This is a genomic window from Dietzia sp. Alg238-R159 (genome assembly GCF_900537145.1).
Taxonomy (GTDB): Bacteria; Actinomycetota; Actinomycetes; order Mycobacteriales; family Mycobacteriaceae; genus Dietzia; species Dietzia kunjamensis.
The window spans coordinates 456033-477531 of sequence record NZ_UNRI01000003.1 but is presented as its reverse complement, the minus strand read 5'-3'; the positions used below and the strand labels follow the sequence as shown (position 1 = coordinate 477531).

The 21499-nt window shown below is 71.2% G+C and carries 23 protein-coding genes; 9 read left to right on the top strand and 14 right to left on the bottom strand.

All coding sequences use genetic code 11. The features are described 5' to 3' along the window. Position 1: 1 nt before the first annotated feature. Positions 2-949 carry a Ppx/GppA phosphatase family protein gene (locus tag G6R20_RS10635; RefSeq protein ID WP_172815755.1) on the bottom strand — a complete coding sequence of 316 codons (948 nt, stop codon included), beginning with the start codon at positions 947-949 and terminating at the stop codon, positions 2-4. Positions 950-982: 33 nt separating this feature from the next. Between G6R20_RS10635 and G6R20_RS10630 the strand changes: the two genes are divergently transcribed. After that, on the top strand, positions 983-1843 hold the full coding sequence (locus tag G6R20_RS10630; protein WP_159147904.1) for a hypothetical protein: 861 nt from the start codon (positions 983-985) through the stop codon (positions 1841-1843). A 45-nt stretch (positions 1844-1888) separates the two neighbouring features. Here the strand turns inward: G6R20_RS10630 and G6R20_RS10625 are convergent, their stop codons facing one another. The 4 genes from G6R20_RS10625 to G6R20_RS10610 form a co-directional block, all read right to left on the bottom strand. Beyond that, complete coding sequence (locus tag G6R20_RS10625) at positions 1889-2980, bottom strand: IS110 family transposase (RefSeq protein ID WP_205475836.1); 1092 nt, start codon at positions 2978-2980, stop codon at positions 1889-1891. 236 nt (positions 2981-3216) lie between these two features. After that, the gene (locus G6R20_RS10620) at positions 3217-3906 is read right to left on the bottom strand and encodes a response regulator transcription factor (protein ID WP_067717069.1); all 690 of its coding nucleotides are present in this window, start codon (positions 3904-3906) and stop codon (positions 3217-3219) included. Then, entirely contained in the window at positions 3903-5099 is a 1197-nt protein-coding gene (locus tag G6R20_RS10615) for an ATP-binding protein (RefSeq protein ID WP_163376356.1), read from the bottom strand. The genes G6R20_RS10620 and G6R20_RS10615 overlap by 4 nt, the downstream gene beginning before the upstream one ends. A 114-nt stretch (positions 5100-5213) precedes the next feature. Further along, positions 5214-5960, bottom strand: a complete 747-nt coding sequence (locus G6R20_RS10610; protein ID WP_163376355.1) for a phosphoglyceromutase — start codon at positions 5958-5960, stop codon at positions 5214-5216. Positions 5961-6001: 41 nt separating this feature from the next. Here G6R20_RS10610 and G6R20_RS10605 point away from each other — a divergent pair, with 41 nt between their 5' ends. Beyond that, positions 6002-7525, top strand: coding sequence for an AMP-binding protein (locus G6R20_RS10605; RefSeq protein ID WP_163376354.1), 1524 nt, complete (start codon positions 6002-6004; stop codon positions 7523-7525). Between the two features lie 25 nt (positions 7526-7550). Here the strand turns inward: G6R20_RS10605 and G6R20_RS10600 are convergent, their stop codons facing one another. The 3 genes from G6R20_RS10600 to G6R20_RS10590 form a co-directional block, all read right to left on the bottom strand. Further along, positions 7551-8087, bottom strand: a complete 537-nt coding sequence (locus tag G6R20_RS10600) for a YbjN domain-containing protein (RefSeq protein ID WP_163376447.1) — start codon at positions 8085-8087, stop codon at positions 7551-7553. Between the two features lie 164 nt (positions 8088-8251). Beyond that, complete coding sequence (gene mshA, locus G6R20_RS10595) at positions 8252-9562, bottom strand: D-inositol-3-phosphate glycosyltransferase (protein WP_067717081.1); 1311 nt, start codon at positions 9560-9562, stop codon at positions 8252-8254. A 115-nt stretch (positions 9563-9677) separates the two neighbouring features. Further along, positions 9678-10589, bottom strand: coding sequence for an alpha/beta hydrolase (locus tag G6R20_RS10590; protein ID WP_163376353.1), 912 nt, complete (start codon positions 10587-10589; stop codon positions 9678-9680). A gap of 73 nt (positions 10590-10662) precedes the next feature. Between G6R20_RS10590 and G6R20_RS10585 the strand changes: the two genes are divergently transcribed. The 3 genes from G6R20_RS10585 (at position 10663) to G6R20_RS10575 (ending at position 12596) form a co-directional block, all read left to right on the top strand. Continuing rightward, the gene (locus G6R20_RS10585; protein ID WP_067717084.1) at positions 10663-11112 is read left to right on the top strand and encodes a limonene-1,2-epoxide hydrolase family protein; all 450 of its coding nucleotides are present in this window, start codon (positions 10663-10665) and stop codon (positions 11110-11112) included. 60 nt (positions 11113-11172) lie between these two features. Further along, the gene (locus G6R20_RS10580) at positions 11173-11952 is read left to right on the top strand and encodes an SDR family oxidoreductase (RefSeq protein ID WP_067717087.1); all 780 of its coding nucleotides are present in this window, start codon (positions 11173-11175) and stop codon (positions 11950-11952) included. Positions 11953-12059: 107 nt separating this feature from the next. After that, entirely contained in the window at positions 12060-12596 is a 537-nt protein-coding gene (locus G6R20_RS10575; protein ID WP_067717088.1) for a ferritin, read from the top strand. 175 nt (positions 12597-12771) lie between these two features. On the opposite strand, the gene G6R20_RS10570 is transcribed toward G6R20_RS10575, so the two are convergent. The 6 genes from G6R20_RS10570 to G6R20_RS10550 all read right to left on the bottom strand — a co-directional run bounded on the left by G6R20_RS10570 (position 12772) and on the right by G6R20_RS10550 (position 18220). Further along, positions 12772-13377 carry a dihydrofolate reductase family protein gene (locus G6R20_RS10570; protein WP_067717091.1) on the bottom strand — a complete coding sequence of 202 codons (606 nt, stop codon included), beginning with the start codon at positions 13375-13377 and terminating at the stop codon, positions 12772-12774. 58 nt (positions 13378-13435) lie between these two features. Then, positions 13436-14794 (bottom strand): ATP-binding cassette domain-containing protein, encoded by a 1359-nt coding sequence (locus G6R20_RS10565; RefSeq protein WP_240341392.1) that lies wholly within the window; start codon positions 14792-14794, stop codon positions 13436-13438. 57 nt (positions 14795-14851) lie between these two features. Continuing rightward, the gene (locus G6R20_RS18730) at positions 14852-15073 is read right to left on the bottom strand and encodes an ATP-binding cassette domain-containing protein (protein WP_240341391.1); all 222 of its coding nucleotides are present in this window, start codon (positions 15071-15073) and stop codon (positions 14852-14854) included. 232 nt (positions 15074-15305) lie between these two features. After that, on the bottom strand, positions 15306-15743 hold the full coding sequence (locus G6R20_RS10560; RefSeq protein ID WP_205475816.1) for a GNAT family N-acetyltransferase: 438 nt from the start codon (positions 15741-15743) through the stop codon (positions 15306-15308). A 108-nt stretch (positions 15744-15851) separates the two neighbouring features. After that, a complete protein-coding gene (gene yidC, locus G6R20_RS10555) occupies positions 15852-17000 on the bottom strand; it encodes a membrane protein insertase YidC (protein ID WP_096907475.1) in 1149 nt (382 codons plus the stop codon). Positions 17001-17134: 134 nt separating this feature from the next. Next, positions 17135-18220 carry a UDP-N-acetylmuramate dehydrogenase gene (locus tag G6R20_RS10550; protein ID WP_120286121.1) on the bottom strand — a complete coding sequence of 362 codons (1086 nt, stop codon included), beginning with the start codon at positions 18218-18220 and terminating at the stop codon, positions 17135-17137. A gap of 135 nt (positions 18221-18355) precedes the next feature. Between G6R20_RS10550 and G6R20_RS10545 the strand changes: the two genes are divergently transcribed. The 4 genes from G6R20_RS10545 to G6R20_RS10530 are packed head-to-tail and all read left to right on the top strand — an operon-like array spanning position 18356 to position 21454. Next, on the top strand, positions 18356-18856 hold the full coding sequence (locus tag G6R20_RS10545) for a DUF2505 domain-containing protein (RefSeq protein ID WP_120286060.1): 501 nt from the start codon (positions 18356-18358) through the stop codon (positions 18854-18856). A 57-nt stretch (positions 18857-18913) separates the two neighbouring features. Further along, the gene (locus G6R20_RS10540) at positions 18914-19843 is read left to right on the top strand and encodes a DUF2993 domain-containing protein (RefSeq protein ID WP_163376352.1); all 930 of its coding nucleotides are present in this window, start codon (positions 18914-18916) and stop codon (positions 19841-19843) included. Between the two features lie 59 nt (positions 19844-19902). Further along, entirely contained in the window at positions 19903-20445 is a 543-nt protein-coding gene (locus G6R20_RS10535; RefSeq protein WP_163376445.1) for a metallophosphoesterase, read from the top strand. 58 nt (positions 20446-20503) lie between these two features. Beyond that, positions 20504-21454: an NADP-dependent oxidoreductase gene (locus G6R20_RS10530; RefSeq protein ID WP_163376351.1), complete on the top strand. Its 951-nt coding sequence runs from the start codon at positions 20504-20506 to the stop codon at positions 21452-21454. Positions 21455-21499: the final 45 nt, after the last annotated feature.

Sequence of the window (21499 nt, the reverse complement as noted above, 5' to 3'; positions counted from 1 at the left end):
GTCAGCTCCCCTTCCCGTCGCCGCCCACGTCCCGGTCGAGACGCTGCAGGATGAGCCCCTCTCGCAGAGCCCACGGACAGATTTTCACACTTTCCAGACCCAACGCACGCATGGACGCCTCCGCCACCAGCGCTCCCGCCACCACCTGATGCGAGCGGTCGGAGCTGATGCCCTCCAACTCTGCCCTGTCGGCGGCCGTCATGCGGGAGATAAACGCGATCACCTGCCGCAGACCGGCGGCCGTGAGGACCCGCTCCACGCGCGGGCCCTCCGACGACGGCGCCGCACCCGTGAGCCGGGCCAACATACGGAACGTCTTGGAGGTGGCGCACGCGAGGTCGGGCTCACCGGCCGCCCGGAGTTCCCGGGCCGGCCCGTCGAGCTCGGCGTCGATGTAGTCACGCAGCTGGTTGATGCGCTTGCGCTCCGGCGGGTCGGTCTTGAACCAGTCGTGGGTGAGCCGGCCGGCGCCCAGCTGCAGACTGAACGCCTGCTCGGGCAGCTCGTCCTCCCCGTGGGTCATTTCCAACGACCCACCACCGATGTCGAGGTTGATGATCCGCCCCGCGCTCCAGCCGTACCACCGACGCGCGGCGAGGAACGTCATGCGCGCCTCGTCCTCACCGGAGAGCACCCGCAGCTCGATGCCGGTCTCCTTCTCCACCTTGGCCAACACGTCGTCCGAGTTGGCCGCGTCGCGCACGGCGGAGGTGGCCAACGCCATGACCTCGCGGCACTTGGTGGCCTCGGCGAGCTCGGCGGCCTCGTTGACCGCGTCGATGAGCCGGGCGATGCCGGTCTTGGAGATATTGTTGTCGTCGTCCAGGTACTCGATCAGGCGTAGCCGGGTCTTGGAATCGTTCATGGGCGTGGGATGACCACCCCGGTGGGCATCGACCACCACGAAGTGGACCGTGTTACTTCCCACGTCCAGGACACCTAATCTCACACGACCACCCTAAACGGTCTACGGTCGCAGGTTGTGACCGCCACCGAACGCCCCCCGACCCCGGGCGCCCCTCAGCCCGAGGTCCCCCTCGACTTCCCGCGGGAGTGGTACACGTTCCCCGACCCCGCGAATGACGAACATCTGATCTCCGCCGACATGACCTGGCTGCTGTCGTCGTGGACGTGCGTCTTCGGCACGCCCGCCTGCCACGGCATCGACCGCGACCAGCCCGACTCCGGCTGCTGCACGCACGGCGCCTTCCTCTCCGACGACTCCGACCGGCAACGGCTCGAGGCCAACGTCGCCCTGCTGCGTCCGGAGGAATGGCAGCACCGCGAGGCCGCCCACGCCGCCGCGACGGCGGAGGGGGCCGCGCAGGAGGCGTGGCTGGAGGAGGACGAACTGACCGGCGACGACGGCGAGATGGAGCCCGCTCTCAGGACGCGCCGCCTGGGCGGGAGGTGCGTATTCTTCAACGACGTCGGATGGCCGACCGGGTCGGGCTGCGCCCTGCACCACTTGGCCGGGCGGACGGGGCGGAGCCTGCCCGAGTCCAAGCCGGACGTGTGTTGGCAGCTGCCGATCCACGTGACCCGCGAATGGGAGACCCGTCCCGACGAGGTGGAAATCCTCCACACCCGCGTCGGCGAGTACGACCGCCGCGGCTGGGGCCCGGGCGGGCTGGACCTCGACTGGTACTGCACAGGCTCGCCCGAGGCTCACGTCGGCGTCGACCCCGTCTACATCTCCCTGCACGACGAACTCGTCGAGCTCCTGGGCGCGCAGTGCTACGAGGTGCTCGCCGCGGCGTGCCGGCGTCGGCGGCAGCTCGGGATCGTGGCCGTGCACCCGGCGACCGAGCGGGCGCAGACCGAACGAGCCAGCGAGACCTGACCGGGAAAGTCCGGAATCCAGCGGGGGCGGATGCTCCTATGGATGTCAAGCGGCTTTGGCGAGGTCGGCGGTGGTCGGTGCTTTGGTGGCGGGGTCGCGAGCCTGTAGGTCGTTGATCAGGGCATGGTAGATCTCGCGCGCGATGTGGCGTTTGAGGCAGCGCATGATGTCTTTCTTGGACAGGCCTTGCGCGGTTCGTCGGTGAACGTATGAGCGGGTGCGTTCGTCCCATCGCATGCGGCTCAGTGCGATGGTATGCAGGGCGTGGTTCGCGGCCCGGTCGCCACCGCGGTTGAGTCGGTGTCGGTCTCGTCGTCCTGAAGAGGCAGGGATCGGGGCCACGCCGCACAGGTGCGCGAACGCCGCTTCGGAGCGCAGCCTGTCTGGGTTGTCGCCCGCGGTGGCCAGAAGCTGCCCGGCGACGTCAGGTCCCACGCCCATGCGGTTCATCAGGGTCGGAGCCGTCTGCGCGGTCAGGGCTTTTAGCTCGACGTCGAGGTCGGCGATCTCCTCACTCAGTGCCAGGATCCGGCGGCTCAGAATGCGTAGTGCCGCCTTGGTCGCGCCGAGGGGACTAGCGAGGTCGCTGGGACGGAACCGGGCGCAGACTGCGGCCAGCTCGCGGGCGGGCAGGCCACGCAACTGGGCTCGCAATTCCTCCGGAGCGGTGATCACCAGCTGCCTGGCCTGGTTGATCGCTTGGGTGCGGGCCTTGACCGCGGAGCGCCGAGGCACACGCAAGGCCCGGACGGCCTCCACGATCCCGTCGCGGGTCTTCGGCACGCCAGTGGCACGCCCGGAGGCGACCGCGGTAGCAGCGGCATAGGCGTCTATCGGGTCGGACTTGCCCTTCATCCGCCGGGTCTTGCGGTCGGGTCGGTCGACTTCGACCACCGGTAGTCCGGCCCGGGCCAGCACCCGAGACAGCTCGGCGCCGTAGGCTCCGGTGCCCTCGACCCCAACGGCCTGCACGGAGCCGTGGCCGCCGAGCCATGAAAGTAGCTGCCGGTACCCGGAACCCGTGGCCGGGAACTCTCGGTCGGCCAGATGCCGCCCGAGGGAGTCGATCACCGCCGCGTGATGGGTCTGGCCATGCGTATCCACTCCGGCGATGACATGCACGTGCTGATCGGACATCATGGTCACTGCTGCCTTTCTCGTTGATCCCGGTGGGGCAGCACGCGCCGGCCAGGCGGGCGGACAAGACAGTGGCGGGGCTTCTGAACCAAGCTCCTATGAGGTCACAAACGCCCGTCCGGTCGCGTGCGTAGCGATCCCCCGAGCGGGCCGACAAATCCGCTTCTAGTCAGCCACCGCGACGGTCAGCCCGTGAGTCAGACCCGCCCGAAGAACCACTACACACATCATCACTGTCAGCCCTCGAACTTGTAGCCCAGCCCGCGGACGGTCACCAGGTGCACCGGCTTGCCGGGATCGGACTCGATCTTCGAGCGCAGACGCTTGACGTGGACGTCGAGGGTCTTGGTGTCGCCGACGTAGTCCGACCCCCACACCCGGTCGATGAGCTGTCCGCGCGTGAGGACCCGGCCCGAGTTGCGCAGCAGGTACTCCAGCAGGTCGAACTCCTTGAGCGGCAGCGTGACGGCCGTGCCGCGGACCAGCACCGTGTGCCGCTCGATGTCCATCCGCACCGGCCCCGACTCCAGGACGCCGATGTCGCTGACCGGCTCCGCCTCGGCCTCGGCGCCGCGGCGCAGCACCGCCCGGATGCGGGCGATGAGTTCGCGGGCCGAATAGGGCTTGGTCACGTAGTCGTCGGCGCCCAGCTCCAGGCCGACGACCTTGTCGATCTCACTGTCGCGGGCGGTCACCATGATCACCGGGACGGTCGACGTCGTCCGCAGTCGCTTGCACACATCGGTGCCGGACATCCCGGGGAGCATGAGGTCCAGCAGCACGATGTCCGCGCCCTCGGACTCGAAGTTCTCCAGCGCGGTCGGGCCGTCCCCCGCGACGGTGACCTCGAAGCCTTCCTTGCGGAGCAGGAACGCCAGCGGATCCGCCAGCGAGTCCTCGTCCTCCACGATCAGCACCCTGGTCACGGCACCTGGTCCTCTCCTTGGTCGGCGTGCTCGGCGCCGGGGGTCCCCCCGGCGCCACCCGGCTCCACATGAGCCGGAAGTTCGAGTGTGAAGGTCGACCCCGTACCGGGGCGGCTCCACAGGCTGACGGCGCCGTTGTGGTTCTGGGCGACGTGCTTGACGATCGCCAGACCCAGCCCGGTCCCGCCGGTGGCGCGGGAACGGGCCTTGTCGACGCGGAAGAACCGCTCGAAGACGCGGGCCTGGTGCTCGGGGGCGATGCCGATCCCGCGGTCGGTCACCCGCAGCGTCACGGTGTCCCCGGTCGCGGACCGGGTGATCGACACCGGGGTGTGGTCGGGCGAGTAGTTGATGGCGTTCGAGATGAGGTTGGCCACCGCCGTGACCAAGAGGGTCCAGTCCCCCTTGACCTCCAGCCCGGACGGCGCATCGGTGATGAGCTCGATCCCGGCCGCCTCCGCCGCCGACGCGGACCGGCGCAGGGCCTCGGCCACCACGTCGTCCACGTCCACCGGCTCCGGGTCGCGGATCCGTTCGGCGCCCTGCAGTCGGGAGAGCTCGATGAGCTCGGAGACCATCTTGCCGAGCCGCTGGGCCTCGCTCACCACGCGTCCGCCGAAGTACTCGACCGAGTCCGGGTCGTCCTTGGACTCCAGCAGCGCCTCGGCGAGCACCGCCATCGCCCCGACCGGGGTCTTGAGCTCGTGCGAGACGTTGGCGACGAAGTCGCGGCGGGCCGCCTCCATACGACGGTGCTCGGAGTCGTCGTCGGCGAAGACCACGACGAACTGCTCGCCGTTGCCCTCGAGGATCTCCCCGCGCCCGCTCACCGACGGGACGCGGCGGCGGCCGGGGGCCATCTTGGCGGGCAGGTCGAACCGGGTGGGGTGGCCGTCCGTGAACGTCGACAGGGCCGCGCGCCAGACCGGTTCCACCAGCAAGCGGTCGTCGACGATCCCCAACTCCGCCGCACGACGGTTGTAGAGGACCACGTCCTGGTGGCGATCCACGACCGCCAGTGCGTACGGCGCCTGCTGATAGACGCCCCGCAGGACATCCAGCCGGCTGGGTCCGGCCTGCTCCGCGCGCCGACGCTCACCGCGTCGGTGGATCAGTGGGACGACGAAGCCGCCCACGATGAAGCCGATGATCCCGGCGACGATCGCGAGGAAGATCCCCAGACTGACCTGCACGACCCCGATCCTACGGTGTGGCGTTCCGGCGCCCGAATCGCCAAACCCCCGGCCACCTGCGCGAAGTTCGCAGGCTGCCGGGGGTTCGCGACCCGTTCACCGGGCCTTCACCTACTACTTGCCGCCCTGGTTGGCCACGGCGGCCGCGCCCGCGGCGGCGGCCTCCGGATCGAGGTAGGTGCCGCCCGGGTTGGCGACCAGCCCGGTCTCGTCGAAGTGGTAGACCAGCGGGATCCCGGTGGGGATGTTCAGGCCGGCAATATCCTCGTCGGAGATGCCGTCGAGGTGCTTGACCAGGGCGCGCAGCGAGTTGCCGTGCGCGGCCACCATCACGGTCTTGCCCTCCGCGAGCTTGGGGGCGATCTCGGCGGCGTAGTACGGGATGAACCGGTCCACGACGTCCTTGAGGCACTCGGTCAACGGCACCTCCGGCAGGTCGGAGTAGCGCGTGTCGGAGGTCTGCGAGTACTCATTGTCCGGGTCGATCGGCGGCGGCGGGGTGTCGTAGCTGCGGCGCCAGAGCATGAACTGTTCGTCGCCGAACTGGTCCTTGATCTCCGCCTTGTTCAGGCCCTGGAGCTTGCCGTAGTGGCGCTCGTTGAGCTTCCAGTGCCGGATCACCGGCACCCAGTGACGGTCACAGGCGTCCAGCGCGATGTTCGCGGTGGTGATCGCGCGACGCAGCAGCGAGGTGTACAGGATGTCCGGCAGGATCCCCGCCTCGGCGAGGAGCTTTCCGCCGCGGACCGCCTCCTCCCGCCCGAGATCGGTGAGGTCGACGTCGACCCAGCCCGTGAACTGGTTGGATGCGTTCCACGTGGACTGCCCGTGACGCAGGAGGACGAGAGTTCCGTAAGCCATAAGGCCATTATGACCCGCGTGCGGAGGACTACGGTGCAGACATGACCACACACGCCGGAGACACCCCCGAATCGACCGGGCGGCCGTGGACCGTCCACTACACGCCGGGGACCACGCAGGATCTCGACTACGGCACCACCACGCTGATCGACCAGTTCGACGACGCCGTGAGCACCTACTCGTCCCGGCCCGCCACCGAGTTCTTCGGCCGCCTGACGACCTACGCGGACCTGGGCAGGCGGGTGCGCCGCGCCGCCGAGGGCCTGCGGCGCCTGGGCGTCGACCGTGGCGACCGCGTCGCCGTGCTGCTGCCCAACTGTCCCCAGGGCGTCGCGGTCTTCTATGCGGCCCTGCGCATCGGTGCGATCGTCGTGGAGCACAACCCCCTGTACACCGCCGACGAGCTCGAGGGCCCCTTCGCCGACCACGGGGCGAAAGTGGTCGTGACCTGGAACGTCGTCGCGCCCGTGGTGCGGGACCTCGCCGACCGGCCCGGCACCGCGATCGAGCACATCATCGCACTGATCCTCTACACCTCGGGTACGACCGGCACCCCGAAGGGCGCGGTGCTCACCCACGCCAACCTGGTGGCCAACGCGAAGATGGGCCGGGCGTGGGTGCCCGAACTCACGCCGGGCGAAGAGAAGTTCCTCGCCTCGCTGCCGATGTTCCACGCCTACGGCGTCACGCTGTGCGTGGTGTTCGGCATCGCCGAGGGCGCACGGCTCCAGCTGGTCCCGACCCCCGACATGGGCCTCATCATGCCGATCCTGAAGAAGGACCTGCCGACCTTCATCCCGGCCGTCCCGCCGATCTACAGCAAGATCCTCGAGGAGGCCGACAGGCGGAAGATCTCCCTGCACGGCATCAGGCACTCGCTGTCCGGCGCCATGAGCCTGCCCGCCGAGCTCATCGAGAGGTGGGAGTCCGCCACCGGTGGACTGCTCGTGGAGGGGTACGGGATGACCGAGACCTCCCCCATCACCGTGGGCAACCCCATGTCGACGGCGAGGCGGGCCGGCTCCATCGGCGTCCCGTTCCCGGACACCGATATCCGTGTCGCGGACAAGGACGACCCCTCGGTCGACGCACCGGCCGGCGAGCCCGGTGAACTGTTGGTCAAGGGGCCGCAGGTGTTCCCGGGCTACTGGCGCAACGAGAAGGCGACCGCCGAGACCTTCCACGACGGCTGGATCCGCACCGGCGACGTCGTGGTGCAGGACTCCGACGGCTTCCTGCACGTGGTGGACCGGATCAAGGAGATGATCGTCACCGGCGGGTTCAACGTCTACCCGTCGGAGGTCGAGGCGGTGCTGCGCACGGCCCCGGGCGTCGCGGACTGCGCCGTGGTGGGCCGCCCGAGCTCCGACGGCGGCGAGAAGGTCATCGCCGCGGTCGTGCCGGAACCCGGCGCCTCACTCGACCCCGACGTCCTGCGCGCGCACTGCAAGGGCTCGCTGGCCGGGTACAAGGTCCCGCGCGAGTTCGTCGAACTGGACGAACTGCCCACCAACCCGATGGGCAAGGTCCTGCGCAAGAAGGTCGCGCAGCAGATCAACCCCTGACCGGCGGGTTGTCCCGGCCCCCGGGCTACTCGGGCTGGGGCAGGTCCTCGGTGAGGTGGCGGAACGCGTCGAGGTTGCGCAGCGGCTCGCCCCGGGACACCCGCCACTCCCACTCGCGGCGGATCGAGGTGTGGAAGCCCAGCTCGATGAGGACGTTGAAGTCGTGGTCGGCGGCCTCGAGCACCTGACCCAGCACGCGGTCGAGCTCCTCCTCGGTCACCGCGACCAGCGGCATCCGGCCGACGAGGTAGATGTCGCTGTTGTTGTCCAGCGTGTAGGCCACCTGGTAGAGCCGCCGGTTGCGCCGCAGCAGGTAGTTGTAGACCTTCTCGAAGTCCTCGTCGGGTCGGCGGCACACGAACGCCTCGATGCGCACGCTCTCCCGGTTCACCGTCAGGTGGCACGCGGTCTTGAGGCGCTTCTCCCCCGGCAGGATCACGACGAAGGTCCGTCCGTCGGCCAGCGTCGACTCGATCTCCCGCTCCACCAGGAAGGTGCGGATCCGCTCGACGGTGGGGGCGTCGACATCGTCCCGGTGCGGGGCCGGCCCGTCGTCGTCCATGCGCTTGCTCTCGGTGGGGTCGATCATCGTGACTCCTTCGGGGTGGTCGGCTGGGACTTCTCGTCGGCTGGGGCCTGTCGTCGGCAAAGACTTGTCGTCGGCCGGGCCAGGCGTCGGCCGGGCCTCGTAGGCGATTCGACGCGGCGGCTCCTGCGGACGGGAGATCAGGACGCGGTGGCCTCCGCACGTCGGGCCCGGTATGCGGCCATCGTGCCCGCATACGAGGACAGCAGCCCGTCGGCGGTGGAGTCCCAGGAAAACCCGGAGGCGTGTACCGGGGCGGCCCGCGACATCGACAGGCGCAGCTCGTCGTCGTCCAACAATCCCGACAACACGCGCGCCCACTCCCGCGGATCGTGCCCGTCGACGGTGATCCCGGTCCGGCCGTCGCCGACGGCCGTCGGCAACCCGCCCACCGCGGCCGCGACGACGGGGGTCCCACACGCCTGCGCCTCGAGGGCCACGAGCCCGAACGACTCCGAGTACGACGGCACCGCCACGATGTCGGCGGCCCGGTAGACGTCCACCAGCTCCGACGGCGGGCGCGGCGCCAGGAAGCACACGCGGTCGGCCACACCCAGCTCCTCGGCCAGCTCCATCAGCGAGCGCGGCCTTTCGAGCCCCGACCCGCTGGGCCCACCGACGACCATCAGACGCACATCGCGGCGGGGCTGGGCGCGCACCATCTCGGCCAGCGCCCGCACGATCACGTCGGGCGCCTTGAGCGGTTGGATCCGGCCGACGAAGGCGATCACCTCGGAATGCTGCCCCAGCCCGAGCGCGCGGCGGGCCCGCTCGGTCCCGCGTTGGGTGCCGGGGGTGTATTGCTCGAGGTCGGCGCCGGGCGGGACGACGTCGGCATGCGCGGGGTCGGCGTCGTAGTAGTCGACGAGTTCGCGCAGTTCGTCGGTGGTATTGGCGACGAGCCTGTCGGCGGCGTCCACGATCTGCTGTTCACCGATCCGCCGGGACTCGGGCTCGGGGGTGTCCCCCTCGGCGAGGACCGCGTTCTTCACCGCCGCCAGGGTGTGCGCGGTGTGCACCAGTGGCACCCCCCAGTGCTCGGACGCGACGAGCCCGGCCTGGCCCGAGAGCCAGTAGTGGGAGTGGATGAGGTCGTAGTGGCCCGGCGCCTGCCCGGCCTCCGCCCGCATCACGCCGGCGACGAACGGGCACAGCTGCGTGGGCAGGTCCTCCTTGCGCAGGCCCTCGAACGGTCCGGCCACGATGTTGCGGACCAGCACGCCGTCGCCCGCCTGCTCGACCGACGGCTGCGACGAGTGGGTGGCGCGGGTGAAGATCTCGACCTCCACCCCGCGGCGGGCCAGGCGGCGCGCGGTCTGCAGGACGTAGACGTTGAGCCCACCCGCGTCGCCCGTGCCCGGCTGGGCGAGCGGCGAGGTGTGGAAGGACAGGACCGCGATGCGCCGGGGCAGGGGGTGCGCGGCGCCGGGGTCGAGGTCGGTTACGGTCACCCGTCCGATTGTGCCCCCGCCCGCGCCGGGGTGCACGTCGCCCGTGCCCCCGCCCGCCCTGAGGTGACGACGACGAGGTGGGCTCCAGCGCGCCGGGCCCGCCCGCCACGAACGGCTACAGGGAGGCGGCGAACTCGTCGAGCTCGGCGAGGAAGCGCGGCGTCTCCTCGAGGAACGGCGCGTGCGCGGACTCGGCGAACTCGACGTAGCGGCCGCCGGGGATCATCTCGGCGTTCGCCTGCCCGGCCGACGGCAGCACCACCCCGTCGTGGGCGCCGTGGATGACCAGCGCGGGGATCGACAGGCCGCGCAGGGTGTCGTCGTTGTCCACCTTGCGGGTGAGCAGCGCCTGCCGGACCGTCGGCGGCGTGGCCAGCGACAGGCCCAGGATCCGCTGCCCGTCCGAGCCCGATCCCGAGCGCATCATGGCTGCTCCGAAGCTGGTGAACGCCGCCAGCGCGACCGACGGCTTCTCGTCGAACGCCCCGCCCGAGGTGACCTCCTTCATGGCCGGGCCGATCGCGCCGCCCGCCGAGCGGGAGAGGGAGGTGACCGCACCGCACAGCACGATCCCGCCGACCCGGCCCTCACCGCGGGCGGCCAGGTAGTCCGCGACCACGACCCCGCCGTAGGACCAACCCAGGAGGATCGCGCCCGAGCCCTCGGTGATCCCGGCGGAGTCGAGGACGGCCTCGACGTCGTCGGCCCACTGCGGTGCCGAGTCGTAGCCGCCGGCCGGGACGTCGGAATGCCCGTGGCCGCGCAGGTCGATCGCCACCACGCGGAAACGCGGGGCCAGGTCGTTCAGCACGTCCTGCCCCCAGCTCGCGCTCGACTGCGCCCAACCGTGGATGAGCACGAGCGGCCGGGCGGCGGGGTCACCGAGCACGCGGTAGGCGATCGCGGTGCCGTCGGACGAAACGGCCGAGGCGAGGGCGGGCGACGGGAGGGTGGGCGCGGGCGTCGAGGCGGCGGGGGCGTCGGTACGGGCGTCGGTTGGCGAGGCGGAGGGGGAGGCTGAGGTCATGAACCTCATGGTGCCAGAGCCGATCGCCGCGATCCGGCCCCCAGACCCCGCCCGCGGCGGTTACCGTTGCGCAATGGCAGCCACCAGCACCCGGACCGACCCCGATGTCGTGGTCCGCACGTTCTTCGACGCCCTGATGACCGGCTCCACCGCCTCCGCCGCGGACCTGCTCAGCGAGGACGTCTGGTGGGCCAACATCGGCCTGCCGACCATCCGGGGCAAGCGCGCGGTAGTCGGCGCGATCTCCTCGATGAACCGCAGCATCCGCTTCGGCGTGGAGATCCACCACCTCGCGGTGTCGGCGCCCGCGGACCCGACCGACCCGGCGGCCCCCGTCGTGGTGCTCACCGAGCGCACCGATTACCTGGGGGTGGGGCGGTTCCGCGTCGGCTTCTGGGTGTGCGGCCGCCTCGAGGTCCGCGATGGCCGGGTGTGCGGTTGGCAGGACTACTTCTCCAAGGCCGACATGGCCAAGGGCGCGGTGCGCGGACTCGTCGAGATGGTCACCGGTCGGGGTCGCTGACCTCGTCGTTGTCGTCCTCCCCCATCGACCGTGTCGGACCCGCCGCCTAGTCTCTAGGCCATGAGCATCGACCACTCCGCCGCCCGTGAGCGGCTCGCCGCCCTGCCCGCCGAGACCCGCATCGCGGTGGTGACGGGGGCGTCGTCGGGGATCGGTGAGGCGTCCGCGCGCGAGCTGGCCGGCCTCGGGTTCCACGTGGTCGTCGGGGCGCGGCGGGTCGACCGGCTGGAGGCGCTCGCGGCGGACATCGGCGGCACCGCCCTGCCCCTCGACGTCACCGACGCCGACTCGTGCGAGGCGTTCTGCGCGGCCATCCCCCGGCTGAACGTGCTGGTCAACAATGCGGGCGGCGCCAAGGGCACGACCAGTGTGATGGACGCCGACGAGGACCAGTGGCGCTGGATGTGGGAGACCAACGTCATCGGCACGCTGCGCATGGTCCGCGGTCTCATGCCGGTGCTGGTGGATACGGGCGACGGGCTGGTCATCACCATCACCTCGATCGCGGCCCTCGAGTCGTACGACAACGGCTCCGGTTACACCTCGGCCAAGCACGCTCAAGCGGTCCTGCACCGGACGTTGCGCGGGGAGCACCTGGGCCAGCCGGTGCGGTTCACCGAGATCGCGCCCGGCATGGTCGATACCGAGTTCTCCCGCGTGAGGTTCGACGGCGACGACGACAAGGCGGCCGCCGTCTACCGTGGGCTCACCCCGATGGTGGCCGAGGACGTGGCGGAGATCGTCGGGTTCGTGGCGAGCCGGCCCTCGCACGTCAACCTGGACCAGATCGTGGTGAAGCCGCGGGACCAGCACTCCGCGATGCGCGCCCACCGGGGCTGATGTGCGGTAGGTGAGGCTGGCCATGGTGTACCCAGGTTAGGCTTACTGACCTGGTGAAACGTCGCCGGCGAACATAGGCTGGCCCCCTACCGAAAGGGGCCTCCTCCATGGCCAGGAACAAGAACTCATTCGTCGAACTCCTCTCCGCTCAGGTCGGTCACGAGTTCGCCGCCAGTCAGCAGTACATCGCGATCGCCGTGTGGGCGGACGCGCAGGACCTACCGCAGTTGGCGTCGCGCTTCTACTCGCACAGCCTGGGTGAGCGGAACCACGCGATGATGATGGTCCAGTACATGCTCGACCGGGAGATCGCCGTGACGATCCCGGCCGTGCCCGCGCCGGAGGCCCAGTTCCGCGGTCCCGCCGATGCGCTGCGCGCCGCACTGGAGCAGGAGAAGCAGGTCACCCGGCAGATCGAGGCGATGTTCCAGGCCGCCCGCGCCGAATCCGACCCGCTCGGCGAGCAGTTCATGCTGTGGTTCCTCCGCGAGCAGGTCGAGGAGGTCGCCAACATGAACACCCTGGTGACCATCGCCGAGCGCGCCGCCGACGACTGGTTCCGCATCGAGGAGTACCTGGCCCGCGAGACCGACTCCTCCACCAACACCGGCACCCCGCCCTCCGTGGCCGGCGGCGCCGTCTGACCCTGCGCCGGCTGCGCCGCCACGCCGCCGGGCCACCGCGCCACCTGGCCACCTCGCCGTCGAGAAGAGTGTTTCGCGCGCCTCTACTCGACAGATACGCGCGAAACACTCTTCTCGACGGCGGCGCGGTGGCAGGCGCGGTGGCGGGGAGGCAGCGGCGCGGCGGGCGTTGCGATCAGCCGCGGGAGAACTCCACGTAGCTCACCCCGCTCTCGAAGTCTCGACGCGTCCGACGGGTCAGCGCCAGCGGGAGCGCCCCGCCAGCCGCGCCCGGCCCGCCCGTCGCCCGCGCCACCAGCGGGATGCCCGCGCCGAGGACGACGGGATTGACCTTGAGGCGGAACTCGTCGATCTCGTCGACCACCTGCCCGGCCAGCATCCCGCCCCCGCACAGCCAGATGGCCAGCGGCGAGCCCTCGGCCTTGAGCCGGCGGACCAGCGTCACCGGGTCCTCGTCGGACGCCGTCAGCCCCTCCTCGGCCGGCAGCTCGTCCGGCCGGTGGGTCACCACGTACTGGCGCAGGTGCGGGTACCCGCTGGCCAGTCCCTCGTCCACGGCCACCTGATGGGTGGTGCGGCCCATGATCACGGTGTCGAATGCCCGGTGCGGGGTCCGCGCCAGCCCGAGCGGCTCGCGCAGGTGGCCGGGGATCGTCTCCGGATAGTGCTCGATGATCCAGGGCATGTGGTCGCCCTCGACGGGGAAGGCGTCGACGCCGCCGTCGGGGTCGGCGATGACACCGTCAACGCTCACGGCCACGTAGTAAATGAGCTTGCGCATGGTGGGCCCTCTCTCGGGGATAGGTGTGTTCGCGTGCGTCCACCCCGCCGGAGCGGGGTCAGCCGAGGGTGATCACGTCGTCCACCCCCACTCGATCGCAGAATCCGTCGTCGTGACTGATCAACAGCAGCGCACCGCGCCACTGCGAGAGCGCGTCGGCGAGCACCTCTACACCGTCGAGGTCGAGGTTGTTGGTCGGCTCGTCCAGGACCAGCAACTGCGGGACCGGGCGGGCGAACAGCCGCGCCGCCAGCGCCGCACGGAGTCGCTCGCCACCGGAGAGGTCAGCGAGCCTGCGGAACCCGGCGCCGCCGGTGAACAGCAGCCGCGCCGCGTGGGCGTGGGCCTCCTCCTCCGACGCGTCGGGGCGGACGGCCAGGATCGCGTCGATGACCGACCACTCCGGATGCTCGACGCGCAGCTCCTGCGGCAGCAGGGCAAACGGGACGTGGACCACCTCGTCGTTGAACCCCTCGTCGACGAACCCCTCATCGTCGAACCCCTCGTCGACGCCGCCGGCGCGGTCCGGACCGCGAGCGCCGAGGAGGCGTCGCAGCAGCGTCGTCTTGCCGCTGCCGTTCGGCCCGGCCAGGCGCACGCGCGCGGGCCCCGCGAGATGGACCCGGCCCGCGACGGGGTCATCGACGTCCAGCACCACCCGGCCGGCCGGCAACCCTGGGTCGGGCAGCTCGACCCGCAGCCGCTCCTCGCGCCGAACCGCGGCATTGGCCGAGCGCATCCGCTCCCGCGCCTGCTCGACGCCCTGGTCGTGGACCGCGCGCAACCTGCCGGCCGATTCCTGCGCCGACGCGCGACGGGCGTTCATGAGGATCTTGGGCATTCCGCCCGCCGCCTGCACCCGCCGCCCCTGCGCGACCCGCCGGCTCGCCTTCTCGACCCCCTCGACCCTGTCCCGCCTCTCGGCGCGCAGATCGTTCCGCGCCCCGGCCAGCGACTGCACCGCGGCCGCCTGCTCGGTCTCGATCACCTCGCGATAGTGCGCGTACGGCCCGCCGAACACCCGACAGCGGCCGGCGCGCAGCTCGACCGTCCTGCCGGCACGGTCCAACAGCTCGAGATCGTGGCTCACCACCAGGACCACGCGATCGCCGCCGCCCACGAACCCGCCGATCGCCGCGAACAGCCGCTCCCGAGCCCGCCCGTCGAGATTGTTGGTGGGTTCGTCCAGCAGGAGGACCCGGGGCCGCCCGAGCAGCCGACCCGCCACCGCGGCCAGAGTGCGCTCCCCGCCGGACAGCGCCACCACGGGTCGGTCCAACTCGGTCGGCAGGCCCAGGTCGTCGAGCAGCGCGACCGTGCGCTCGGCCACGGCCCAGTCATCGCCGACGAGCTCGAAGTCGTCGTCGTCGCCCTCCCCCGCCTCGATCCGCGCCAGCGCCTCCAGTCGCCCGCCCACGCCGAGCTCATCGGCGAGGGTGTGCTCCGCCGGGGCGTCGGCGAGCAGTTGCGGCAGCTATCCCACGGTGGGCGGGCCCGCCGGATCGCCGTCGACGGTGATCGAACCGTGCGTCGGCCGACGTTCGCCCGCGATGAGGCGGAGCAGGGTGCTCTTGCCGGCGCCGTTGCGACCGACGAGGGAGGTCAGGCCGGGACCGACGGCGAGGTCGAGCCCGTCGAAGAGTGGGGTGTCGTCGGGAAACGCGTACGCGACGTCCGACAGGACGAGGAAAGACATGCGTGCTCCAGGAGAGGTGGCGTGTGGCCGGGACTCACCTGTGGTTCAGCACTGTCCTTCGATCTCCTCGTCTCATTCCCCTCGGCTCCGCGCCCCTCGCGGCCCCGGGTCTCCCCGGAGTCGCGCCGTGCGCCCTACCGACGTTCACGCTGAAGCTACACCGCGGTCCCGGCGGCGGCAAGAGCCGGATTCTGCACGAACCCGCGCCCGCTCACCACGACCCTGCGCCCGTTCACGGAGTTCCGGCGTCTCCGCGGGCGGGACGGTCGATGCGGCAGATCGCGTGGAGGGGCGTGTCACCGGGGTTGTCGGGTGTGAGCTCCGCGTCCGGCAACCGCCGGAACCCGGCCCGGAGCAGGGCAGCCCAGGATCGCGGGTTCTCGATGTTCACGGGCACGATCACGCAGCTCGCGCCGGGGTGGTGAGCCCAGATCTCTGAGACCGCCCGGGCCGCCATCGCCGCACCGGCGCCCCTGCCGCGTGCCGCCGGTTCGGCGATGCATTCCGTCTGTGCGTCATCGAGGTAGGGGCCGAAGTCCTGTTCGACCCGGTCCGGCGAGTTCTCCGACCACCATCGTGCGACGAGCGGCTCGGCCAGCCAGCGCGCGAGCGTCGGCAGGTCGTCGCGGGTCAGCGGACGGAACCTCACCTCTGGAGCGGCGGTCTCCACGGCTCCAGCGTAGACCCGGCCGGGACTCCTGCCGAGGGTGTGACGGCGCGAGTGTGACGGCGCGGGTGTGACGGCGCGGGTGTGCCGGCGAAGGGGGGACGGCGAGGGCTACATGAACGCGCTGGGCGGCAGGCCCTCGCGGCTGCTCATGGGCAGTTCCTTCTCGAGCCGCTCCATGAAGAAGTGCGACTGCACCGCGGTCCAGATGTTGTTGGTGAGCCAGTACAGGCCGATCGCGATGGGGAAGTTGAAGAAGTACGCGCCCACGATCGGGAAGAACGGGAACAGGTACATCATGATCTTCATCGACTGGTTCATCGACTCGGTCATGGACTCGGCCATCGACTGGAAGTCCTGCGGCTTGGCCGCCGCATCAGCGCCTGCTCCAGCGCCCGGACCGGCCGCGCCGGCAGCGCCCGCGGTGGCGGGAGTGCCCGGGGTGCCGGCCGTACCATCGCGGCGGTCGGCGGCAGTGGAGCCGCCCTCCGACCCGACGTCGGCGTCGGCCGCGGTGGCGGGCTTCTCACCGTCGATCTCCACCACTTCGCCGTCGACGAACGGCCCGCCGGCGCGGTCCTCGGCCTCGACCTGCGCGATCGCCGCCTGCTCGGCCGCCTTGGCCGCCTTCTGGCGGCGGAAGGAGTTCCACATGTTGATGAACGTGGCGATGCCGGCCAGGACGAACAGCGGCACGGCCAGCATGAGGATGTCGCTCTGCTGCAGCCCCGGGTGCAGCGAGTCCATGACCTCCTGCGGCATCCGGATGTAGGACGCCAGGGGCACCCCGAAGATCTCGGCGTTGAGGAAGGAGGCGACCTGCTCGGGCTGGAACGCCCCGTTGGTCATGGTCGAGGCCTCCTCGATGGACTTGCCGGGAGGCGAGAAGTTGAGCAGCACGTAGTACAGGCCGAGGAACACCGGGATCTGCACCAGCAGCGGCAGGCACCCGGCCGCGGGGTTGACGCCGGCGCCGGAGTACAGCTCCTGCATCTCCTTGGCCTGCGCCTGGCGGTCCTCGGGGGACTTGCGATCCTTGTACTTGAGCTGCAGCTCCTTCATCTTGGGAGCGAGCTGCGCCATCTTGCGCATCGAGTACTGCTGCCGCCACATGGACCGCATGAGCAGCAGCCGCACGGTCACCACCAGCAGCAACACCGAGCCGACCCATGCGATGCCGGAGTCGGGGTCCACGACGAAGCTCAACGCCCAGTGCCAGAACTTCATGACGAGTGACACCGGATACGCGAACAGGTCCACGGGCTTCTCCAACGACGAGCGGCGCCGGATCGGGCGCACGGGGCGGGACAGACCACGAAGGTCGGGCTCCAGCGTGCCAGGGTGGGCGGCGCAGGGGGGAATCAGGGTCGCGCGGCTGCGCCGGGCGGCCCGGGTCAGATGTGGCAGCCCACCCACACCGGCTCGGGGTGCAGCTCCACGCCGAACGCCTCCCGCACCCCGTCACGTACCTCGCGCGCCAACGCGATCACGTCGTCCGCGGTGGCCTGACCCCTGTTGGTCAGCGCCAGCGTGTGTTTGGTGGAGAGACGAGCGGGTGACGACGACGAGGGATGCCCCTTGGAGAAACCGGCCCGCTCGATGAGCCATCCCGCCGAGAGTTTGACGCCCCCGGGTGCGGAGAAGGCGGGCATCTGCTCGGACTGCGCGGTGCCGAGCCTGGCGGCCACCCGGGATCGCACCGTGGGGAGTTCGTCCTGGGGTATCACCGGGTTGGTGAAGAACGATCCCGCGGACCAGGTGTCGGAGTCGTCGTCGTCGAGCACCATCCCCTTGCCGCGGCGCAGGTCGAGCACCGTGCGCCGCACCACGGCCGGGTCGGTCCGGTCACCAGGGGCGACACCGAGGCGGCCGGCGAGTTCGGCGTAGCGGATCGGTTCGCTGCGTCCGGCGGGATCGAGGCGGAACTCCACCTCGAGGACCACGGCGCGGTCGGTGTTCTTCAGGATGGACGTGCGGTACTCGAGGCCGAGGGCGTCGGGGGTGACCCATTCGTCGACGCCGGTGGCGCGGTCGAACCAGCGCACGCGGTGCAGGATCTGGGCGACCTCCACCCCGTAGGCGCCGACGTTCTGCACGGGCGTCGCGCCCACGGATCCGGGGATGCCGGACAGGCACTCGAGGCCGCCGTACCCGCGCGCGACCGTGTCGGCGACCAGATCGTCCCAGGTCAGGCCCGCGCCCGCGCGGACGACGAGCTGGTCCTCGGTCGGGCCGGCGAGGTAGTCGATCTCCCGGTTGCGCACCGCCACCGCCACCAGGTCGAGGTCGCCGCCGGCCACCACCAGGTTCGAACCGCCCCCCAACACGAGCACCGGCACGTCCGCGGCGTCCAGGGCGCGGACCGCCGCGACGACCGCGTCCGGGGTCGCACACTCCAGCAGCGCGCGGGGGCGGCCGCCGATGCGCAGGGTGGTCAGGTCCGCGAGGCGGGCACCGGGCGCCACGTCGATGCCGCTGATGTGGGACAGCTCGGCGACGACCGGGTCGGCGGGGTGCGGATGGGTGCCCGCGGGGGTCGGCGCGGTGCCGGCGGGGTCGGGCGACGACGGGTTCACACGACCGAGGGTAACCGGCGGCTTGTAGGGTCTGACCCCATGGCGACCCGCTTCTCCCACACGGCACGTATCGACACGCACGTCGAGAACGTGTTCACCTCCTACGGCGACGAGGCCTTCTGGCGCGACCGCATCGCCGCCGTCGGTAGCCCCGAGGACACCCTCGACGACTTCTCCACCACCGGCGACACGATCACCGTGACCGTCACCCAGCACATCCCCGACTCCGACATCCCCGACCTGGCGCGCAAGGTCCTGCCCGGGCAGCTGGTGATCGTCCGGACCAGCACCTTCGGCGACTTCGACGGCGAGCGGTTCACCGGATCGGCCCGCGCCGAGGCCGCCGGTGGGCTCGGGATGATCGACGGCGGCGCCGAGGCCGTCCACCGGGACGGGGCGGCCCACGAATCCGTCTCCGGTCAGGTCAAGGTGTCGGTGCCGCTGCTCGGCGGCAAGCTCGAGAAGCTCGTCGTGGGGCACCTGGACCGACTGTTCGAGGCCGAGTACCAGCACCTGCGCCGCTGGACCGCCGCCCGCTGACCTGCGGCGGGGACGTGGGCACTGCACGACCGGCCCGGATCGGTGACAATCGGACGAATGCAGCAGCCGCACGACACCCAACGCCTCCCCGCCTACGACCGACCCGGCGTCCAGCACGCCGAGACGCAGCAATTCGCCGCAGCCTCCGGAACCGGCTCGCAGGGCCCCGGCGCCTCCGACACGGGTGGACCCTGGACGGCCGAGCGCGGCCCGGGCGGGCCCGGCTCGGGCGGGCCCGGTTCGGGCGGATCCGGCGCTGAGGGCGGGAGCCGGCGGGGACGCGGGCCGCTGATCGCGCTCATCGCGGCGCTTCTCGCCGTCGGTCTCGTCGCGGCCTTGGTCGGTCTCGAGTTCGGCATGCGCAACGCCATCAAGAACCGCATGAGTGACGAGGTGACCGCCAGCCTGGGGTCGCCCGCCCAGGTCGAACTCGGCGCGCGCCCGGTGATCCTGTCCTACATCGACGGCAACCTCGGCTCCGTGCGCATCACCACCGACGGCTCGGCCGCCGACGGCGCGACCGGACCGGCACCGCAGATCGACATCCGGGCCGACGGCGTGCGCACCGAAGGCGACCTGACCTACGTGGACTCGCTGACCGGGACCGCGTTCGTCTCCGAGCAGACCATGTCCGCCGCCGCCCAGTCCGAGGGCGCGGCCGGCGACACCCTGCTCGGCGGGCTGATCCAGGTCCAGGAGATCATCGCCGACCCCGCCGCCGGCACCCTGCGGGTCTCGATCAGCGGCCTGGCCGAGGCGGTCGTGACGCCGAGGCTCATCGGTGGCGACCTCGAGATGCAGCCGGAGCAGGCGTCGATCCTCGGCTTCCCGCTGCCCTCCGAGTTCCTCGGCGGGACCGTCTCGATGATGGACTCGGCGCTGGCCGAACTGCCCGAGGGGGTCCAGTTGACCGGCGTCCGGGTGGTGCCGGGCGGCATGACCGTCGACATCGCCGGGCAGGATGTGGTGCTCGAGGCGACCGAGTGACCCCTGCGCCTCATGCGGACGGCAGGGTCTCGGGCGGCCGGGTCTCGGGCGGCGGGGCCGTGGGCGGCCAGGGCGCTGGCAGCAAGGCCGGCGGCACCCGCCTGCTGCTCATCGCCGACACCCACGTCCCGACGCGGGCCCGCGACCTGCCCGACCGGGTGTGGGACGAGGTCGACGCCGCGGACATCGTGATCCACGCGGGCGACTGGATGGACGTGGGACTCCTCGACTCGCTGCAGGAACGCTCGGCTCGACTCATCGCCTGCTGGGGCAACAACGACGGCCCGGAACTGCGCGAGCGCCTGCCCGAGGTGGCCCGCGAGACGATCGACGGCGTGCGCCTGGTGGTGACGCACGAGGCCGGCGCGTCCGCGGGCCGCGACACCCGCATGGCCAAGGCCTACCCGGACACCGACGTCCTGGTGTTCGGGCATTCGCACATCCCGTGGGACACCACCGCGCCGAGGGCGTCCGGCCAGGGCGGCCTGCGACTGCTCAACCCGGGCTCCCCGACCGACCGGCGTCGCCAACCGCACTGCACCTACATGACCGCGACCATCGACGGCGGCGCGCTGGGTGACGTCGAGCTGCACCGGCTCTGACGACTCCCCACCGCTCCGCGCCCGACCGGCGACCGCGGAATCTGCCTACCCTGGGTCCATGAGCAACGACACCACCATGCGCGCCGTGCACCAGGACACCCTCGGGGAGCCGGACGTCCTCGCCGTCGTCGACCTCCCCCGCCCCACCCCGCGCACCAACGAGGTCCTCGTCCGCGTCGAGGCCGCCAGCGTCAACCCCACCGACTGGAAGCACCGTGAGAACGGTGGCTTCCTCGGCAAGCCCCCCTTCGTGCTCGGATGGGACCTGTCCGGTGTGGTCGAGGAGGTGGGCATCGGCGTCGCGCGCTTCTCCCCCGGTGACGAGGTGTTCGGGATGCTCTCGTACCCGTTCGGGCACGGCGCCCACGCAGAGTACGTCGCCGCCCCCGCGGCCTGGTTCGCCCCCAAGCCCGCCTCCCTCGACCACGTGCGGGCCGCCGCCCTGCCGCTCGTGTCGCTCACCGCCTGGCAGGCGCTCGTCGAGTACGCCGACATCCAGCCGGGCCAGCGGGTGCTCATCCACGCCGCCGCCGGCGGGGTCGGGCATGTGGCCGTCCAGATCGCCAAGGCCCGCGGCGCGTACGTGATCGGCACCGCCAGCGCCGGCAAGCACGACTTCCTGCGCGAGCTCGGCGTCGACGAGGCGATCGACTACCACGACGTCGACATCGCCGAGGCGGTCAGCGACGTGGACGCCGTGCTCGACACGATCGGCGGTCAGACGTCCCTCGACTCCCTGCGGACGCTGCGCCCCGGCGGGATCGTGGTGTCGATCCTGCCCGTGGGGTCCGGCGACTTCTTCCGGGAGGCCGAGGAGCTGGGGGTGCGTGCGGTCCGGATGCTCGTGGATTCCTCGCGCCACGACCTGGTCTCGATCACCGAGCTCGTCGAGCAGGGGGAACTCCGGGCGACGATCGCCGAGGTCTTCCAGTTGGAGCAGGCCGCCGAGGCGCACCGCCGCGGCCAGACCGGGCGGACCGCCGGCAAGATGGTGCTGACCACGGGCTGATCCCGGGCGGTCGGCAGTCGGACGGTCGGCAGTCGGGCGACGGCG

Bases quoted from the DNA above. Each gene is read 5' to 3' on its own strand.
- G6R20_RS10625 (WP_205475836.1), bottom strand. From the start codon at position 2,980: ATGTCCGATCAGCACGTGCATGTCATCGCCGGAGTGGATACGCATGGC.
- G6R20_RS10610 (WP_163376355.1), bottom strand. From the start codon at position 5,960: ATGGCTTACGGAACTCTCGTCCTCCTGCGTCACGGGCAGTCCACGTGG.
- G6R20_RS10605 (WP_163376354.1), top strand. From the start codon at position 6,002: ATGACCACACACGCCGGAGACACCCCCGAATCGACCGGGCGGCCGTGG.
- G6R20_RS10600 (WP_163376447.1), bottom strand. From the start codon at position 8,087: ATGGACGACGACGGGCCGGCCCCGCACCGGGACGATGTCGACGCCCCC.
- G6R20_RS10590 (WP_163376353.1), bottom strand. From the start codon at position 10,589: ATGACCTCAGCCTCCCCCTCCGCCTCGCCAACCGACGCCCGTACCGAC.
- G6R20_RS10585 (WP_067717084.1), top strand. From the start codon at position 10,663: ATGGCAGCCACCAGCACCCGGACCGACCCCGATGTCGTGGTCCGCACG.
- G6R20_RS10580 (WP_067717087.1), top strand. From the start codon at position 11,173: ATGAGCATCGACCACTCCGCCGCCCGTGAGCGGCTCGCCGCCCTGCCC.
- G6R20_RS10575 (WP_067717088.1), top strand. From the start codon at position 12,060: ATGGCCAGGAACAAGAACTCATTCGTCGAACTCCTCTCCGCTCAGGTC.
- G6R20_RS10570 (WP_067717091.1), bottom strand. From the start codon at position 13,377: ATGCGCAAGCTCATTTACTACGTGGCCGTGAGCGTTGACGGTGTCATC.
- G6R20_RS18730 (WP_240341391.1), bottom strand. From the start codon at position 15,073: ATGTCTTTCCTCGTCCTGTCGGACGTCGCGTACGCGTTTCCCGACGAC.
- G6R20_RS10545 (WP_120286060.1), top strand. From the start codon at position 18,356: ATGGCGACCCGCTTCTCCCACACGGCACGTATCGACACGCACGTCGAG.
- G6R20_RS10540 (WP_163376352.1), top strand. From the start codon at position 18,914: ATGCAGCAGCCGCACGACACCCAACGCCTCCCCGCCTACGACCGACCC.
- G6R20_RS10530 (WP_163376351.1), top strand. From the start codon at position 20,504: ATGAGCAACGACACCACCATGCGCGCCGTGCACCAGGACACCCTCGGG.